The sequence below is a fragment of the Verrucosispora sp. WMMD573 genome (assembly GCF_027497175.1).
Classification (GTDB): domain Bacteria; phylum Actinomycetota; class Actinomycetes; order Mycobacteriales; family Micromonosporaceae; genus Micromonospora.
The window spans coordinates 1,686,415-1,702,925 of sequence record NZ_CP114901.1 but is presented as its reverse complement, the minus strand read 5'-3'; the positions used below and the strand labels follow the sequence as shown (position 1 = coordinate 1,702,925).

The following is a 16,511-nucleotide window of genomic DNA, read 5'->3' as shown; positions in this document are numbered from 1 at the left end:
GACTACCAGCGCTGCCACAGATCCAGCAGTTCGGGATCTTGATCCCGGGTCAGGGCAGGCGGGCCTCCAGGCGGCCGTCGACGATCCGGGTCGGCAGGATCTGCTGGTCGTTCGGGGACGGTCCGTGCACCACCTCGCCGCCGTTGAGCCGGAAGGTGCTGCCGTGCCACGGGCACACCACGCACGCGTGCCCATCGATCTCTTGTACCTCGCCCTCACCGAGCGGACCGCTCTGGTGCGGGCAACGCTCCAACATGACCGTCACGTCGTCGCCGTGCCGGTAGAGGATCACCGATACGTCGTCGACCTTGCGGGTGACGAGTTCCCGCTGCGGCAGGTTGGTCATCTCCGCGACCGGGTGCCATCCGTCGCTGATCAGATGCAGGTCGGAGACGCTCACGTTCACCTGGGCACCCTGCTTGTAGGCCAGGTGCCCGCCGAGATACGCCCCGGCGCCGGCGGCGCTCAGACCGAGCCAGCCCAGGGTGCGCCCGAGTCCGTGCCGTCCGGACAGCCTCGCGGCCAGCGAGGCGCCGTACAGGGCCAGCCCGACGGAGTTCGACGCGGCGTGCACCAGACCGACCCGACGCTGGTCACGGGAGAGTCCCGCCCAGTCGTTGAGACCGGCGGCCGCCGCCGGCAGGGCACTCAGCGTGCCGACCGCGGTCAGGGTGGTCGCTGCCCTGCGCTGACCGGGCATCAGGTCCAGTACGGCCGCGCTGATCCACGCGCCGACCGGCAACTGCACCATCGCCGGGTGCAACGGATGGCCCAGCCACACCCCGTGCAACAGGTCGCGGACCCGCTGCGGGCGCAGCACCCCCTGCACGGTCTGCTGCAACCGGTCGCCGAACCGGTCAAGGCCGGAGGCTTGTTCGATCTTCGTCAACAACGCTCGCACGAGTAACGACTTCCCGTCATACGCGACCGCAAACCGGTCGTCGGGGACGAATAGCCAGCCGGGCGACGCCGGGGCATGCTGACGGGATGACGGTACGGGTGGAACGGGACGGGCCGGTGACCACTGTGATCCTGGAGCGACCGGCGGTCCGCAACGCGGTCGACGGGCCGACCGCCCGGGCGCTCGCTGACGCGTTCCGGGCGTTCGACGCGGATCCGACGGCTGCGGTGGCGGTGCTCTGGGGAGCTGGGGGAACGTTCTGCTCCGGTGCCGACCTGACGGCGATCGGTACGCCGAGCGGCAACCGGGTCGAGCCGGACGGCGACGGTCCGATGGGTCCGACCCGGATGGTCATGGGCAAGCCGGTAATCGCCGCGATCTCCGGTTACGCGGTGGCCGGCGGGCTGGAACTGGCGCTCTGGTGCGATCTACGGGTCGCCGAGTCCGACGCGGTGTTGGGCGTCTTCTGTCGACGCTGGGGAGTGCCGCTGATCGACGGCGGAACGGTCCGGCTGCCCCGGCTCATCGGCGAGAGCCGTGCCATGGACCTGATCCTCACCGGGCGTGCGGTGCCGGCCGAGGAGGCGTACGCGATGGGATTGGTCAACCGCGTCGTCGGCCCGGGCGATTCCCGGGCGGCGGCCGAGCAGTTGGCCGCCGAGATTGCCCGCCATCCACAGACCTGCCTGCGCAACGACCGCGCCTCGGTCCTGGCCACCGCCGCCCAGCCCGAGCCCGACGCCCTGGCCACCGAACTGACCTACGGCCTGCATTCCCTCGCCACCGACGCGGCAGCCGGTGCCGCCCGCTTCACCGCCGGAGCCGGCCGCCACGGCCACCCCACCCCCTAACACCCGGCCCCCGACCCCCGACCCCCGACCCCCGACCCCCGACCCCCGACCCCCGACCCCCGACGATCATGCAGTTGTGGCACCGGAAATGCACTGTTTTGCGGCTCTTATGAGGGGCCACAACTGCATGATCCACGCCGGTTGGGGTGGGTGGTGTTAGTTGCGGGTGATGGTGAAGGTGGAGGTGGTGTTGCGGATGTCCTGGTGGTTGTTGGTGAGGCGGAGGTTGGTGAAGGTGACGGAGCCGACGGCGGGGCCCTGGCCTGGCTCGGGCATCTCGTTGGCCCAGATGGCGAAGCCGGACTTGGCGTCGAAGGCGTCACCGCTGCGGCGTGCGCCGCTGATGGACACGTTTGAGAAGACCGTGTCGGTGATCGGGTTCTCCGGCTGACCACCTGTGTACTTCGTCTGGAACATGATGCCCGAGTAGGTGGGGTCCACGATGTCCACGTCACTGACCCGGATGCCGCGGAACTCCTTCGACGCGGAGAACACCCAGATGGCCGGGAAGGTCTGCGCGCCCCAGAAGTGACCACCGGACCGGATCAGCGAGATGTTCTCGAAGCGGGTCGGTGGGCTGGCCCCGAACCCGACGAACGGGTAGCCGAAGTCAAGCGAACTGATCGTGATGCCGGCGTACGTCAGCTGATCCGCGATGTAGAGGTTGCGGAACACGTTGTCGTAACCGCCGTACACCGCGATCCCGGCCGCCCGCCAGGTCAGTGTGGCGGTCAGGTTCTCGAACACGTTGCCGTGGTTGCCGGTGGCGGCTCCCTGGTCGGTGGCGGAGAAGAGGGCGAACGCGTCGTCGCCGTTGGACCGGCCCTCCGAGTTGCTCACCAGGTTGTTGGTGCTGCCGTTGGTCAGATTCACCGCGTCGGCGAAGGTGTTCCGGAACCGGCTGTTGGTAATCTTCAACCCACTGACGCTCACCCCCCAGTACGCACACACGGTGTGCTCGACCCAGACGTTGTCCAGGGTCAGGTTGTCGACGTCCTTCAGCTCACCCCAGACCTTGCCCGGCCCGTCCTGCCGGACCGTGTAGTTGCCGAAGAAGGCCAGGTGTTCAAAGGACGACCCGCTGGCACTGGGCTCGACCCGGAAACCGGCGTCGGTGTTCTGCTGCGACGGCGGTGTCTGGAAGCGGGTGAACCACTTACCGGCGCCGACCACCTTCACCGCCTTGCCGTACACCTGGAACTTCTGGGCCGTCTCGTAGCTACCGGCGGGCAGGTAGACGCCGATCAGGTTGCCGGTGGTGTCCATCCGGACCGCGTCGAGCGCGCTCTGCACGTCGGCATGGGTGAACCCGTTCGGCACCCGGTACCGCGCCGGGTCCGGGTTCGCGCGGGGCGTGACCTGCTCCAGGTTGACGAAGTCGATGGCGTACGTGGTGGAGTTCGCCGGGTCCTTCTGCAACCGGATCCGACTACCCGCCGGGATGGTCGAGTTCAGCAGCACGTTCGCCTCGTCGTAGATGTGTCGGGGCGGCCCGGCACTCGGCGAGTCACTCGGACTGGCCTCCGCGCCGTAGAGCCAGATGTGCTTCGAGGTGAGGCTGATCGGCTTGTGCAGTACTCCGTTGACGTAGATGTTCAACGTCGAGCTGATCCCGCCGCCATTCGGGGCGTCGGGGATGGAGAAGCGGGTGACCAGGGCGTTGGCGGGCGCCTTGGTGGTCCACTCGACGTACGCGCCGGTGGTGTTCAGGGTGACCGCCCGCCGGCCGGACGCCTCACCGGCCAGGTCGCCGATGGTCCGGTTCGGTCCGACGACCTGCGCCCCGCCGCCGACTGAACCCTCCTCGGCCTCGTACATGTCGTACGGCAGGTTGGCGCCGCGACCCACGAACAGGGCTCGCTCGCTTGTGTTGTTGGCCCGCTTCACCGGCAGCTCGTTGGCGTCGGCGGCGATCACCACCCGGACGGTGTACCGACCGTTGGCCGCCGTCCAGGTGCCCAGGTTCACCGGACCGGCCGTGGCACCGGCCCCGATGGTGCCGGTGTACGCGCCGGTGAGCGTCCGTACGGTCGTGCCGGAGTCGTCGAGCACGGTGAGGGTGATGCCGTGCGCGCCGCCGGCCGAGGCGATGGTCCCCTGGTTGCGCAGGGTGACCGCGAAGCTGACGTTGGCTCCGGCGCTCGGGGTGCCGGGCGACCAGCTGACCGCCGAGGCGACCAGGTCGGCGCTGGCCACCGGGCTGACCACCAGTGGGCTCGCCGCCGTCCGGCCGTTGTTCGACTCATTCTGCTCGATGACCGTGTTCGCCGGGTCGACCGTGGCGCTGAGCTGGTAGCTGCCGGCGTCGCGGGCGGCGACGGTGGTCGACACGGTGGCTGAGGCGCCGGCCGCAAGGGCGCCGACGTTCGCCTGGCCCACCTTCGTACCGTCCAGGGCGAAGTCGACGGTCGTGGCTCCGGCACCCGACGTTCCGCCGTTGCGGAGCGAGGCGGTGAGTGTGAGCTGGTCGGTCTCCACCGGCGCGGTGGGGGCGAAGGTCAGGTTGGTGACGGTGAGGTCCGGGTTCGGGGCCGCAGTGCCGATCACCTGGAACTCGGCGACCTGCCCGTTGGGCGCACCGGAGTTGGCGGTGAACTGGAGCCGGACGTCGGCGGCGATCGCCGAGACGGGGATGGTCACCGTGTTGCTGCTCGACGGGCTGAACGAGTGGTTCGCCGAGCCGGCCAGCGTGCTGAACCCGGAGGCGGACTGCGCCCGCCCGAGGATCGAGAAGGTCTGGGTGCGCGGGCCCCAAGCCGGATCCGGGTTGAGCTTCACCACGACCGCGCTGATGTTCGCGTTGGCGCCGAGCGCCACGGTCAGGGTGCTCGGGTACGCGCCGGGCGCTCCCTCCCAGTAGGTGGTGACGTCGTCGTCGACGGCGTTGGCGGCGGCGAAGACGTGCACCATCGAGGAGGCGGTGGCCGGCTTGCCGGCGGCCAGGTTCGTGCCACCTGGGGTGCTGCCCACCCGGGTCACCGTGTTGCTGTTGGCCGAGACGTTGCCGGCCGCGTCCTTCGCCCGTACGTGGTACGACACTGTCGCGCTGGCCGGCTGGGTGTCCGTGTACGTCAGCGTCGTACCCGACACACTCGCCCGCAGGCTGCCGTTGGCGTACACGTCGTACCCGGTCACCCCGACGTTGTCCGTCAACGCCGACCAGGTCAACCGGATCTGCCCACTCCCCGGCTCGGTGAGCGACAGGCTTGTCGGCGCGGTCGGCGCCTGGGTGTCACCGGTGGCCGGGCCATACACCTCCAGTTCGGAGAGCTGCCCGGCCGGCCAGCCGGTGTTCCCGGTGATCAGCAGCCGGACGTGCCGGGTGGCGGCCGGAGCTACGGTCACGGCCACCGTGTTGTTGCCCGTCGGGGTGAAGGTGTACCCGGCGGAGGCGACAAGCGTGTTGAAGGTCGATCCGTTGGTGCTGCCCTGCACGGTCAGCGTCTGGGTACGCGCGCCCCAGCCGGCGGGGAGCTTCAGCACCAGCCGGTCGACGGTGACCGTGGCACCCAGGTCAACCTGGATCCACTGCGGGAAGGCGTGGTTGGGGCTCTCCCAGTAGCTGCCCTGGTTGCCGTCGTTGGCGTTGGCGGCGACGTAGACGTCGTTGTGACCGCTGGCGGACATGTAGCGGCCGGCGGCCAGGTTGGGCCCGTTGGCTGCGGCGGCGGGCGGTGCGGGGGCGGCGGTGAGGGCGAGGCCGACCGCAACAAACACGGCGATCAACCGGGTACGGAATCTGGACATGGGGAATCGACACCTTCTTCCGGGTTATGGAGAGGCGTTACGGGGCGGCGCTTCTTGCGGCATGGGTGGGCCCCGTCTCGGCGTACGGGGCCCATCCACGAATCAGGTGGTGTGGATCTCCAACTCGGCCAGTTGGGCGGCGGGCCAGCCGGTGTTGCCGGTGATGCTCAGCCGGAGGAACCGACGCTCATCGGCGGGCAGACTGATCGACACGGTGTTGCCGGTGGCCGGGTCGAAGGTGCGACCCGCCGAGCCGGCAAGGGTGGTCCAGGCGTTGCCGTCGGTCGAGCCGAGCACCGACAGCGTCTGGGTACGGGTCTGCCAGGCCGACGACGGCGGCAGCTTCAACACCACCCGACCTACCTGCCGGGCGGTGCCCAGGTCGACGGTGAGGGTCTGCGGGAAAGCGTTGTTGGCGCTCTCCCAGTAGGTGTTCGCGCTGCCGTCGACCGCGTTGCCGGCCGAGTAGACGTCGGTGTGGCTTGAGGCGACCGCCGGTCGGCCGATCGCGAGGTTTCCCGTTGGTGGCGGGGTGGTGGTCGGTGGCGAGGTGCCGCCGCCGAACACCTCGAACTCGCCGATCTGGGCTGCGGGCCAGCCGGTGTTGCCGGTGATGCTCAGCCGGAGGAACCGACGCTCACCGGCGGGCAGACTGATCGACACGGTGTTGCCGGTCGCCGGGTCGAAGGTGCGACCCGCCGACCCGGCGAGGGTGGTCCAGGCGTTGCCGTCGGTCGAGCCGAGCACCGACAGCGTCTGCGTCCGCGTCTCCCAACCGGCTGGCAGCTTGAGCACCGTCCGGTCGACGGAGCGGGCGCTGCCCAGATCGACGGTGAGGGTCTGGGGGAAGGAGTTGTTCGTGCTCTCCCAGTACGTGCTGGCGTTGCCGTCGACCGCACGGCTCGCTTGGTATGTCTGGTTGTGGCTGGATGCCACGATCGGTCTGCCCTGCGCCAGGTTTCCTCCCGTCGGCGGTGGGGTGGTGGGCGGTGGGGTGGTCGGCGGGGGCGAAGTCGGCGGCGGGGGCGAGGTCGGGCCGCTGCCCCACTGCGGCTCCGGCCAGGGACCGCAGTAGGGCGTCGAGGTGTACCAGCCGGAGTTGCCGGCACCCTGGGTGATCTGGAAGCCGCTGCCCACACAGTTGTGCATGGGGTTGGCCTGGGCGATACCGGTGGCCCGCACGTTGGTGAAGGTGACCTGACTGGGCGCCTGCACCTGTAGGGCGTACGTGCCCGCGCCATCGATGCGCACGTTCGTGAAGCTGATCCCGCTGGTCGCTCCCTCGATCCAGTGCAGCGCCGCGTAGGAGCTGTCCAGGATGTCGGTGTCGCTGACCACGATCGACGCGTTCTGGATCGGCTCGTTCAACGCGGAGAACCAGATCGCCCCGACACCGAAGCGCCAGTTGTAGTCGGAGTTGCCGTTGCGGATCAACGTGTTGCGGGCGACCGTGATGGTGCCGGCGACGGCGGTCGGGCCCTGCACGCCGGTGTACCGGTTGGCCACGTGGATGCCGCCGCCGTTGGTAACCGAGTCGGCGGTCACGTTGTCGGTGATCCGGATGTCCCGACCGCCGTAGGTGACCAGATGGTTGGCGAGGATCGTCACGCCGATGGTGTTACGGGTGAACGAGTTGCCCACGTTCGGCACGGTGTCCGCCCACATGGCGAGGGCGTCATCGCCGGTGTTGCGGACGAAGGTGTTCGTCACCGTGGAGTTGGTGACCCCCCAGTGGAAGTTCACCCCGTCGGCGGTCTGGTCGAGGATCCGGCTGTTCCGAATGGTGAAGTTGTTCATCGGGCCGTCCATCCAGGCGCCGACCTTTGTGTGTTGCATCCAGACGTTGTCCACCACGGAGTCGGACATCGCCCCACCGATGGCGTTTACCTGGTCGGAGTCGACCCGTTCCCGGATGTCGCCGATGATGGCGAAGTCCCGCAGCAGCACGTTGCGGCTGGGGCCGCCGGCCTCGTGCGGGCGGATCTCACCCCGGTAGCCGCCACCGTCGACGTACTTGCCGTAGATGCCGGCGGCCCGCTTGCGGTCGGTGGGGTGCTGGCCGCCGAGCACCGAGTACCACGGTCCGGCGCCGCGCAGGGTGACCCCGTCGACGACCACGTGATCCCAGAGGGTGAAGCTTCCCGGCGGGATCCACACCGTACGCCCCTGGGCCCGGCCGGCGTCGACGGCGGCCTGGAATCGGGCGGTGGAGTCGGTCGCACCGGTCGGGTCGGCACCGAAGTCGGTGACCACGTCGAGCACGTTCGCCGGTTTGGTGACCGGCGCGGCGACCAGCTCGAAGTCGGCCAGGTCGATGGTGAAGGTCGGCGACTGCGCGGTCGACGACACCTGGAGCCGGATCTTCGTACCCGCCGGATAGGTGCTGCCGAGCAGGGTCCGGGCCTCGTCGTAGAAATGGTGCGGGTTGCTGTCGCCTGGGTTGTTGTTGAACGGGTAGCCGCCGTAGTACCAGCCGTATCTCGATGTCACCGCAATCGCCTTGACCAGGGCTCCGTTGGCTCGCAGGTCGATGGTGGCGTCACGGCCGGTGCCGGCGGCGTTGTCCGGGATGCTGTAACGGAAGGTGACCGCGTTCGCAGGTGCGGTGAGGGTGAACTCGACGTACTCCCCGACCGCGTCGAGGGTGACCGCCTCTCGGCCGCTCGCCTCGGACGGCAGTGTTCCGTAGCGCCGGTCCGGCCCGATCCTGGCGCCGTTGTGCGCCGCGGTCTCGGCCTCGTGCTCGATGAATGGCACGGTGGCACCCCGGCCGGTGATGTCGAACGGAGAGAGTCCGGCGGCGTAGGCAGGGGTCGCGGTGCTGGTGAGGGTGACAGCCAGGATCGAGGTGGCGGCCAGTGCGGTGCCGGTGAGTACGGCAAGTGCCGTGCGGATCCGATGGTTGGGCGGGTGGTGGTGCGGGGCGGTGTGGTCGGCCATGAGCAGGCTCTCCCTATTCCTCAAGGTGGCCAAGTCCCCCGTGGTTACGGCTTGCCGGTTGTGCGGACACCTCCTCGGGCGGGTGGGATGGTCGATGGCGGCGGCTGGCGACGCCGGTGGCGGGTCGGGGTCACCGGCTTACGGGCCCTATCCGGGCTCTCCGGTACGCAGCCAGATGGCGGTGTCGGGGGGTAGCCGGTCATCGTCGAGCGGGCCGCTGGCCAGCAACTTCCGGGTGTGCGGTGGCAGTGACACCGACGCGGCGGAGAGATTGACCAGGCAGGTGAAGCCGGGCTCCCGGCGGAACGCCAGCACCCCGCCGGGCGCCGACAGCCAGGTGAGCGTCCCGTCGCCGAGCGCCGCCTCGGTGCGCCGCAACGCGATCGCCGTCCGGTACAACTCCAGCATCGAGTGCGGGTCGCCGGCCTGCGCCCGGGCCGTGCGGTCCTTCCAGTCGACGGGTTGGGGCAGCCACGGTGCACCGCTCGCGTCGTCGGGGCTGAAGCCGAAGGGTGGTACGTCACCCGACCACGGCAGCGGGACCCGGCAGCCGTCGCGGCCCGGGTCGACCCCGCCGGAGCGGACGAACATCGGATCCTGCCGCAGCGTCTGCGGGATGTCCTCGACCTCCCACAGGCCCAGTTCCTCACCCTGGTAGACGTAGGCGGCACCGGGCAGTGACAGCGACAGCAACGCGGCAGCCCGGGCGCGGCGGGTGCCCAACTCCAGGTCGGTAGGGATCCCCTCCCGCTTGGCCGCGAAGCTGAAAGTGGTGTCCGCCCGGCCGTAGCGGGTCACCTGCCGGGTGACGTCGTGGTTGGCGAGCACCCAGGTGGCGGGTGCCCCGACGGGCGCATGAGCGCCCAGCGTGCCGTCGATGCTCTCGCGCAGCGCCGTGGCGTCCCAGGCACAGCCGAGGAAGTCGAAGTTGAACGCGGCGTGCAGTTCGTCCGGCCGCAGGTAGCGGGCGAACCGCTGACGGTCCGGCAGCCACACCTCGCCGATCAGGGCCCGCTCACCCGGGTACGCGTCGGCTATCCGCCGCCAGTCCCGGTAGATCTCGTGCACCCCGTCGACGTCGTGGAACGGGTGCGGCCGGTCCGCCACGATCTCGGGCAGCGTGGAGTCCTTGACAAGTAGTCCGGCCGAGTCGATCCGGATGCCGTCCACGCCCCGGTCGAACCAGAACCGCAGGATGTCCTCGAACTCGGCGCGCACCCGGGGGTGGTCCCAGTTGAGGTCCGGTTGTTGGGGGGCGAACAGGTGCAGGTACCAGTCACCGGGCGTACCGTCCGGGTTGGTGGTCCGGGTCCAGGTCGGTCCGCCGAACTCGCCCACCCAGTCGGTCGGACGCTGGTCGCCGCCGGCGCCGCGCCCCGGCCGGAACCAGAACAGGTCCCGCTCCGGTGCTCCCGGGCCACCGGCCAGGGCCGCCTGGAACCAGGGGTGTGCGTCGGAGCAGTGGTTCGGCACCACGTCGACGATCGTCCGGATACCGAGCGCGTGCGCCTCCGCGATGAGTGCTTCCGCCTCGGCCAGGCTGCCGAAGACCGGGTCGATGTCGCGGTGGTCGGCGACGTCGTAGCCGGCGTCGGCCATCGGTGACGGGTACCAGGGGCTGAACCAGATGGCGTCGATGCCGAGTCCTGACAGGTAGCTCAGCCGGGCTCGGATGCCGGCGATGTCGCCGATCCCGTCGCCGTCGGCGTCGGCGAAGCTACGCGGGTACACCTGGTAGATCACCGCTTCCCGCCACCACGGGCAACTGTCTGCTGCGGACACGCGTACCTGCTTTCTGGGGTCGGGGGTCATCCCTTGAGACCGCCCGTGGTGAGGCCGGACATGATGTTCCGCTGGAAGATCAAGAAGATGATCACTGTCGGTATCGCGGCGATCACCGATGCGGCGATCACCACGTTCATCGGCGTGCCGCCGGCGAAGGCGTAGATCCCCACGCTGACCGTGCGGGTTTCCGGGGACGGCATGACCAGCTTCGGCCAGAGGAAGTCCTTCCAGACCGCGGTCACCGCGAAGATCGAGACGACGCCGAGGATCGGCCGTGACATCGGTAGGACGATCGACCAGAGCGTGCGCAGAGGCGTTGCCCCATCCATCAGGGCGGCCGCCATCAGGTCTTCCGGTATCGAGTCGAAGAACCGTTTCAGCAGGAAGATGTTGAACGCGTTGGCGACCAGGGGAAGCCAGATCGCGAACGGCGAGTCGAGCAGATTGATGTGCAGGATCGGCAGGTCGATCACGGTCACGTACTGGGGGACGATGAGGACCATCGCCGGGATCATCAGGGTCGCCAGCATCATGCCGAGGATCACGTTGCCGAAGACCGGGCGGAGCTTCGACAGGGCGTACGCCGCAGCGGTGTCGAAGACCAGTTGGAACAGCACCGCGCCGGTCGCGTAATAGAAGGTGTTGAACAGCAGCTTGGCCAGGTCCAGGTGATGCCAGGCGTCGGCGTAGTTCTGCCACTGCGGATTCTGCGGGAGGAGCGACGGTGGGGTCTGCGCGATCTCCTGGCCGGACTTGAGCGCTCCGGTCACCATCCAGTAGAGCGGCCCGAGGAAGACCAGCGTGAACCCGACGACCACGACGGCGAGCAGCATCCAGTAGACCGCCCGTCCACGTCCGCGTCGGAGCTGGGCCTGGGAGATGAGGGTCCGGGTGCCGGTGTCCTGCGCCATGGGTGGTCCCTCCTAGTCCTGTTTCGCGGTGAGCCGCAGGTAGACGGCGGAGAAGCCGGCCAGCACCAGGAGCATGATCACGCCGAGTGCGGCCGCGCCGTTGAGGTCGTTCTGGAAGAAGCCGTGCTGGTAGATGAGATACGCGACCGAGATCGCCGAGTCCTCCGCGCCCGCGCCGTTGGCGAGGATCAGCGGCTCGATGAAGAGCTGCATGGTGGCGACGATCTGGAGCATCGCCAGCAGCGCGAGAATCAGCCGGGTCTGCGGGATGGTGACGTGCATGATCCGCCGCCAGATCCCGGCGCCGTCCAGCTCGGCCGCCTCGTACAGCTCGCCCGGGATGTTCTGCAACGCGGCCAGGTAGATCAGCACCGCGCTGCCCATGTTCATCCAGGTCGACGCGATCACCATGGCCGGCATCGTCATCTCCGGCGACTGCATCCACTGCGACGTGGGTAGGCCGAGTGCCTTGAGGATCGCGTTGAACAGACCTGCGTCGCTGGGGTCGTACGCGTAGAACTTGAACAGGAACAGCGCCGAGGCGGGCGGCAGCATCACCGGCAGGTAGACCAGGATCCGGAGGTACCCGCGGGCGTGGCGGAACTCGTTGAGCAGGATCGCCACGAGAAACGGCACCGCGTACCCGAGGACGAGCGCGAGGGCGGTGAAGTAGAAGGTGTTCTGCCAGGCGGTCCAGAAGCTGGGGTCGTCGAGGATCCGGAGGTAGTTGTCCCAGCCGACCCAGCTGGTCTCGCCGCGACGGGTTCGCTGGAAGCTCATCACGACGCCGCGGACCATCGGGTACCAGGAGAAGACCGCGAAGCAGAGCACCGCGCCGATCAGGAACGCGTGCCCGGTGAGGTGGTCGCGTACCTTGCGGCCGATGCTGGTCCGCCGTGCCCCGGTCGGGGGCGACGTTCCGGGGCGGTCCGCTGTGCTGACAGCCCCGGAGGCGGTGGTGATCGTCAAGACGACTCCCGTGGGTGAATGACCGAACGACGGGCGCGGTCGGGGCGGGGGCCGGGAGCCCCCGCCCCGGCACTCAACTCTCGGCGGCGAGGAGCTTGTTGACCTTGTCCTCGGCGGTCTTGAGCAGCGCGTCGATGTTGGCGTTGGGGTTCGTCAGCACGCCGGACATCACCGCGTCCAGCACCGCGTAGATCGCCTGCGCGTTGCGCGGCTCACCCTTGATCGGGACCGGGTTGGCCTCGAAGTTCGCGAAGTTCGCGGTGTCGACGTTCGCGTTCGCCTTGCGTAGGTCCAGTTCCTGCTGCTGCGCCGCACTGCCGTTGGTGAACAGCAGCGGCTGCGGCAGACCGACCGGGTAGTTCTGTGGCTTGGCCCGGGCGTAGTCGAGCTGGCCCTTGCCGGGCGTGAGCTTCTGGTACGCGATCCACTTGAGACCGGCGCGGACCTGCTCCGGGGTGAGGTCCTTCTTGAAGAAGTAGCCCTCGCCGCCGCCGAGCGTGCCCTTGGCGGGACCGTCCTGGCCGGGCAGCGGTCCCATCGCCCAGTCCTCGAACTTGCCCTGGAACTGGCTGACGATGGCCTGGGTGGCGTCCGGTGCGCCGATGAACATGCCGACCTTGCCGGCGCCCGCGTTGGTCAACAGGTCGCCCCACTGGAGCAGCTGACGATCGCCCATGCTGTCGTCGCCGTAGCGCATGTCCCTGAGGTTCTGGAGTACCTGCCGGCCCAGGGCGTTGTTGAAGTCGGCCCTGCTGCCGTCGGCGGTCAACACCTGGCCGCCCTGCGAGTAGAGCAGGGCGGTGAAGTGCCAACCGCCGGTGTTGCCGGCGCTGTATTCGGCGTAGCCGGCGATGCCGTCGCCGAGCGCGGAGATCTTCTTCGCGGCGTCACGAACCTCGGCCCACGTCTTCGGCGGGCTGTTCACGTCGAGACCGGCCCGCTGGAACAGCACCTTGTTGTAGACCAGGCCCATCGAGTAGTTCTTCACCGGCACGGCGTAGAGCTTCCCGTCGTCGGTGAAGACCTCCTTCAGTGCCGGGTCGACGCTGTCCCAGGTGGGGATGGTGTCCGTGGTGGCGTACTCGGCGATGTCCATCGCCTGGCCCGAGTCGAGCACCTGTTGGAGATCGGTCATGTACCCGTAGAACACGTCGGTGACCGTGCCGCCGGCCAGCCGGGCGGTGAAGTCCGGCGGGTTGTTGCACTGCTCGCCGACGCTCACGCTCTTGACGACGATGTCGGGGTTCTGCCGCTGGAAGTCGACGACGTCGGCGTTCCAGTTCTCCAGCAGCTCTTTCTGGGCGCCGACCGGCTGGCAGTCGACGGTGATGGTGACCTTGCCGCTCGCGTCGCCACTGGCGTCGTCGCTCTTGGTGGAGCAGGCCGCGAGGCCGAGCCCCAGACCGGCCACGAGCGTCAACGCCGCAGCCTTCCGGTACTGCGGTACGGACATCTGTCCATCCCTTCGGGAACGGGGTGTCTAGGTGGAAGTCGGTTATCGGCGGTTGGTGTCCCTCGCCGCGAAGCCCTGCTGGTTCGGTGTCCGCGCTTCGCCCTGACCCTCCGTCACGTGCCGAAGGCCAGGTGTGAGTGGAGTCACTGTAGCTACGGCGACTTAATCCAGCAAGGTTTTGATTTTTGATTGCAACTATGCGACTGAGCACGGTCAGACCGGGACCATGGCGGCTTACCTGCACCGATGGACCAGATCAACGGCGCGCGCCGGAGCACGGCAACGCCGAAAACGGCCGCCGACAGCGGTTAGCGGTCGACGGCCGGGAACGGGCTTCAGCAGAATGGGGAGCGGCCGGCAGGGCCGGTGGAAGTCAGCGGCGGGGCGTGGGCGCGGTCGAGCCGCGCACCACCAGTTCGGGCTCGAAGAGCAACTCGTCGGTGAGCACACCGCCGCCCTCGATCTGGGTGACCAGCAGATCCACGGCCGCCTGCCCCATCGTCTCGATCGGCTGCCGGACGGTGGTCAGCGGCGGATCGGTGCAGGTCATGAAGGCCGAGTCGTCGTAGCCGACCACCGAGACGTCGTCGGGCACCGAGAGGCCGAGTCGGCGCACCGCGCGAATGGCGCCCAGGGCCAACACGTCGCTGGCGCAGATGATCCCGGTGACCTCCCGGTCGACCAGCTTGGTCGCCGCGACCCGGGCACCCTCCATCGAGAAGCTGGAGCGCTCGACCCACTCGGTCTCCTCGCGCCAACCCGTGACGTGGCGCATCGCGGTCAGCTTCCGCCGCGACGGCACGTGGTCGTCGGGGCCGAGCACGAGGCCGATCCGCTCGTGGCCCAGCGAGCGCAGGTGACCGTACGCCTGCTCGACCGCGACCGCGTCGTCGGTGGAGACCCGGGGAAAGCCGAGCTCGTCCACGCCCGCGTTCACCAGCACCACCGGCAGCCCCCGGTCGGTCAGCCGGCGATAGTGCTCGTGCGACGCGTCGGCCAGCGCGTACGACCCGCCGGCGAAGATGACGCCGGAGACCTGGTGGTCCAGCAGCATCTCGACGTACGCGGCCTCGGAGACGCCACCTATGGTGCGGGCGCACAGCGCCGGGGTGAAGCCGCGTTGGGCCAGCGAGCCGGTGACCACCTCGGCGAGCGCCGGGAAGATCGGATTCTGCAACTCGGGCAGCACCAGCCCGACCAGTCGGGCACGTTCACCACGCAGCTTGCTCGGTCGCTCGTAACCGAGCACGTCCAGGGCGGTGAGCACCGCCGTCCGGGTCGCCTCGGCCACGCCGTCACGGCCGTTGAGCACGCGACTCACGGTGGCTTCGCTGACGCCGGCCTTGCGAGCGACCTCGGTCAGTCGTTTCGTCACAGCCGCAATCGTACGCTGAAAACCTGCAAAAACAGAACAGCAGATCGTCGTCGACTGACGGGTTCTGTCGGATCACTGTCCAAGGTCGCGCAGCGCGTCGGAGATCGCCCGGTGGAAGGTCGGGTACGCGTAGATCATGTGCCGGAGCTGGCTCAGCGGGACGGCCGCGTGCACGGCCACGACCAGGCCGGAGAGCACCTCGCCGCCGGCCGGGCCGGCCGAGGTGGCCCCGATCAACACTCCCTGGTCGGCGTCGGCGACGAGCTTGATGAAGCCGTCCTCGTCGGTCTTGTGGATCCAGCCGCGGGCGGACGACGACAACCGGGTGAACCCGACCTGCACGTTGATTCCGCGTTCGCGGGCCTGCTGCTCGGTGAGGCCGACCGCACCGATCTCCGGGTCGGTGAAGGTGACCCGGGGCAGCGCCCGGTAGTCGGCGCGGGGTACCGATCCTGCCGAACCGCTCGACCCGGTGGCGGCCAGCGAGCTGGCGACGCCGACCGCGCCACCGACCACGCTCGCCGTACCACTCGGGTCCGCCCCGGCCTGCGACCGTCGCGTGTGGTCGAGCACGTCGGCGACCACGATGGACGCCTGATACATCGCGATGTGGGTGAAGGCACCCTCGCCGGTGACGTCGCCGACCGCCCAGATCCCCTCGGTCACGTGCAGCCGATCGTCCACCGGCAGGTATCGCCCACTCGCGTCGACGCCGACCGTGTCCAGCCCCAGCTCGTCCAGGTGGGCGCGGCGGCCGGTAACCACCAGGAGCCGCCCGGCGGTGAACTCCTCGCCCCCGGTGCCGTGCAGGGTGAACCCGCCGACGCCGTGCTCGACCCGAGCGGCCTTGACCCCGGTGTGGATCCTGACGCCGTCGGCGCGCAGCGCGGCGGCCGCCGCCTCGGACGACTCCGGCTCCTCGACGGCCAGGACCCGGTCGAGCGCCTCGACCACGGTGACCCGTACGCCGAAGCGGGCGAAGACCTGAGCCAGCTCCAGCCCGATCGCGCCGCCGCCCAGCACCAGCAGCGACCCGGGCAGTTCCTCGACCTCGATGGCCTCGCGGTTGGTCCAGTACGGGGTGTCCGCCAGCCCGTCCACCGGCGGCACCGACGGGCGGGTGCCGGTACCCAGCACGATTCCGTAGCGCGCCTGGAACACCTGGTCACCGACCCGCACCCGGCCCGGACCGTCGATCCGGCCGCTGCCGCGTACGAAGCGCCCGCCCTTGTCGGTGAACCGCTGCACCGCCACCCGGTCGTCCCAGTCGTCGGTAGCCTCCGTGCGGATCCGCTTGGCCACCGGCGCCCAGTCCGGGGTGACCTGGGCGGTGCCGCCCAGACCGTCGACCCGGCGGGCCTCGGCGAGCGCGTTCGCCGCCCGGATCATCATTTTGCTCGGGACGCACCCCCAGTACGGGCACTCCCCGCCGACCAGGTTGCGTTCGACGCCGACGACGGTGAGCCCGGCCTCCGCGAGTCGACCGGCCACCTCCTCGCCGCCGACGCCAAGCCCGAGCACCACCACGTCCACCTGTTCCGGCTCCGCCATGCCGCCAGCATCGCGCACCGATCAGCCC

At 69.3% G+C, this 16,511-nt stretch carries 10 protein-coding genes; 1 reads left to right on the top strand and 9 read right to left on the bottom strand.

Annotated elements, in window-relative coordinates:
* Nucleotides 1-49: 49 nt before the first annotated feature.
* Complete coding sequence (locus O7601_RS07840) at nucleotides 50-901, bottom strand: Rieske (2Fe-2S) protein (RefSeq protein ID WP_281565531.1); 852 nt, start codon at nucleotides 899-901, stop codon at nucleotides 50-52.
* A gap of 86 nt (nucleotides 902-987) precedes the next feature.
* Here O7601_RS07840 and O7601_RS07835 point away from each other — a divergent pair, with 86 nt between their 5' ends.
* Nucleotides 988-1,752 (top strand): crotonase/enoyl-CoA hydratase family protein, encoded by a 765-nt coding sequence (locus O7601_RS07835; RefSeq protein ID WP_281565530.1) that lies wholly within the window; start codon nucleotides 988-990, stop codon nucleotides 1,750-1,752.
* A gap of 156 nt (nucleotides 1,753-1,908) precedes the next feature.
* Here O7601_RS07835 and O7601_RS07830 read toward each other — a convergent pair whose 3' ends face one another.
* The 8 genes from O7601_RS07830 to O7601_RS07795 all read right to left on the bottom strand — a co-directional run bounded on the left by O7601_RS07830 (nucleotide 1,909) and on the right by O7601_RS07795 (nucleotide 16,483).
* Complete coding sequence (locus tag O7601_RS07830; protein WP_281565529.1) at nucleotides 1,909-5,499, bottom strand: discoidin domain-containing protein; 3,591 nt, start codon at nucleotides 5,497-5,499, stop codon at nucleotides 1,909-1,911.
* A 102-nt stretch (nucleotides 5,500-5,601) separates the two neighbouring features.
* Nucleotides 5,602-8,439 carry a discoidin domain-containing protein gene (locus O7601_RS07825; RefSeq protein WP_281565528.1) on the bottom strand — a complete coding sequence of 946 codons (2,838 nt, stop codon included), beginning with the start codon at nucleotides 8,437-8,439 and terminating at the stop codon, nucleotides 5,602-5,604.
* Between the two features lie 147 nt (nucleotides 8,440-8,586).
* A complete protein-coding gene (locus O7601_RS07820) occupies nucleotides 8,587-10,221 on the bottom strand; it encodes a glycoside hydrolase family 13 protein (RefSeq protein ID WP_281565527.1) in 1,635 nt (544 codons plus the stop codon).
* Nucleotides 10,222-10,247: 26 nt separating this feature from the next.
* On the bottom strand, nucleotides 10,248-11,135 hold the full coding sequence (locus O7601_RS07815; RefSeq protein ID WP_281565526.1) for a carbohydrate ABC transporter permease: 888 nt from the start codon (nucleotides 11,133-11,135) through the stop codon (nucleotides 10,248-10,250).
* Between the two features lie 12 nt (nucleotides 11,136-11,147).
* On the bottom strand, nucleotides 11,148-12,020 hold the full coding sequence (locus O7601_RS07810) for a sugar ABC transporter permease (protein WP_281566840.1): 873 nt from the start codon (nucleotides 12,018-12,020) through the stop codon (nucleotides 11,148-11,150).
* Between the two features lie 157 nt (nucleotides 12,021-12,177).
* Complete coding sequence (locus O7601_RS07805) at nucleotides 12,178-13,557, bottom strand: extracellular solute-binding protein (RefSeq protein ID WP_281565525.1); 1,380 nt, start codon at nucleotides 13,555-13,557, stop codon at nucleotides 12,178-12,180.
* 373 nt (nucleotides 13,558-13,930) lie between these two features.
* Entirely contained in the window at nucleotides 13,931-14,932 is a 1,002-nt protein-coding gene (locus tag O7601_RS07800) for a LacI family DNA-binding transcriptional regulator (RefSeq protein ID WP_281565524.1), read from the bottom strand.
* Nucleotides 14,933-15,004: 72 nt separating this feature from the next.
* Nucleotides 15,005-16,483, bottom strand: coding sequence for an FAD-dependent oxidoreductase (locus O7601_RS07795; RefSeq protein WP_281565523.1), 1,479 nt, complete (start codon nucleotides 16,481-16,483; stop codon nucleotides 15,005-15,007).
* Between the last annotated feature and the right edge of the window lie 28 nt (nucleotides 16,484-16,511).

Bases quoted from the DNA above. Each gene is read 5' to 3' on its own strand.
- O7601_RS07815 (WP_281565526.1), bottom strand. From the start codon at position 11,135: ATGGCGCAGGACACCGGCACCCGGACCCTCATCTCCCAGGCCCAGCTC.
- O7601_RS07795 (WP_281565523.1), bottom strand. From the start codon at position 16,483: ATGGCGGAGCCGGAACAGGTGGACGTGGTGGTGCTCGGGCTTGGCGTC.
- O7601_RS07835 (WP_281565530.1), top strand. From the start codon at position 988: ATGACGGTACGGGTGGAACGGGACGGGCCGGTGACCACTGTGATCCTG.
- O7601_RS07825 (WP_281565528.1), bottom strand. From the start codon at position 8,439: ATGGCCGACCACACCGCCCCGCACCACCACCCGCCCAACCATCGGATC.
- O7601_RS07805 (WP_281565525.1), bottom strand. From the start codon at position 13,557: ATGTCCGTACCGCAGTACCGGAAGGCTGCGGCGTTGACGCTCGTGGCC.
- O7601_RS07830 (WP_281565529.1), bottom strand. From the start codon at position 5,499: ATGTCCAGATTCCGTACCCGGTTGATCGCCGTGTTTGTTGCGGTCGGC.